Source organism: Paenibacillus sp. IHBB 3054 (genome assembly GCF_051594305.1).
GTDB lineage: Bacteria > Bacillota > Bacilli > Paenibacillales > Paenibacillaceae > Paenibacillus_AQ.
Map to the genome: position 1 here is coordinate 1 of NZ_JBOFBG010000132.1, position 835 is coordinate 835.

The 835-nt window shown below is 50.8% G+C and carries 9 tRNA genes; all 9 read left to right on the top strand.

Going from position 1 to position 835, the window contains the following annotated elements:
• Positions 1 to 3 precede the first annotated feature (3 nt).
• Positions 4 to 79 (top strand) — tRNA-Asn (locus ACQ76X_RS36020).
• Position 80: 1 nt separating this feature from the next.
• Positions 81 to 156, top strand: a tRNA-Thr gene (locus ACQ76X_RS36025).
• Between the two features lie 11 nt (positions 157 to 167).
• A tRNA-Glu gene (locus ACQ76X_RS36030) sits at positions 168 to 242 on the top strand.
• 36 nt (positions 243 to 278) lie between these two features.
• A tRNA-Val gene (locus ACQ76X_RS36035) sits at positions 279 to 354 on the top strand.
• Between the two features lie 52 nt (positions 355 to 406).
• A tRNA-Gln gene (locus ACQ76X_RS36040) sits at positions 407 to 480 on the top strand.
• A 5-nt stretch (positions 481 to 485) separates the two neighbouring features.
• Positions 486 to 558, top strand: a tRNA-Lys gene (locus tag ACQ76X_RS36045).
• Between the two features lie 16 nt (positions 559 to 574).
• A tRNA-Leu gene (locus tag ACQ76X_RS36050) sits at positions 575 to 658 on the top strand.
• A 7-nt stretch (positions 659 to 665) separates the two neighbouring features.
• Positions 666 to 740: transfer RNA gene (locus ACQ76X_RS36055), tRNA-Gly, on the top strand.
• Positions 741 to 748: 8 nt separating this feature from the next.
• A tRNA-Arg gene (locus tag ACQ76X_RS36060) sits at positions 749 to 825 on the top strand.
• Positions 826 to 835 lie beyond the last annotated feature (10 nt).

Sequence of the window (835 nt, forward strand, 5' to 3'; positions counted from 1 at the left end):
TATTCCCTGATAGCTCAGTTGGTAGAGCACTCGACTGTTAATCGAGTTGTCACAGGTTCGAGTCCTGTTCGGGGAGCCATGCTCTCATAGCTCAGTAGGTAGAGTGCTTCCATGGTAAGGAAGAGGTCACCGGTTCGAATCCGGTTGAGAGCTCCACAGATTTACATGGCCCGTTGGTCAAGGGGTTAAGACACCTCCCTTTCACGGAGGTAACATGGGTTCGAATCCCATACGGGTCACCAACAATACTTATCATTACCCTTTGAAGGCATACATATGGAGGCTTAGCTCAGCTGGGAGAGCATCTGCCTTACAAGCAGAGGGTCGGGGGTTCGATCCCCTCAGCCTCCACCATAAACTTCTTGATATTTATAGAAATTATGGGCATTATAAAGGTATCCATCATAGGGGATTCGCCAAGCGGTAAGGCAACGGACTCTGACTCCGTCATCATAGGTTCGAATCCTATATCCCCTGCCAAATGCGAGCCATTAGCTCAGTTGGTAGAGCACCTGACTTTTAATCAGGGTGTCGAAGGTTCGAGTCCTTCATGGCTCACTTTTATTAGTATTATGCGCGTGTGGCGGAATGGCAGACGCACCAGACTTAGGATCTGGCGTCTTACGACGTGGGGGTTCAAGTCCCTTCACGCGCACCACTTATTTGCGGACGTGGCTCAGCGGTAGAGCATCGCCTTGCCAAGGCGAGGGTCGCGGGTTCGATTCCCGTCGTCCGCTCCATAATTTTTGCGCCCTTAGCTCAGCTGGATAGAGCGTTTGACTACGAATCAAAAGGCCGGGAGTTCGAATCTCTCAGGGCGCGCCATTTTAATATT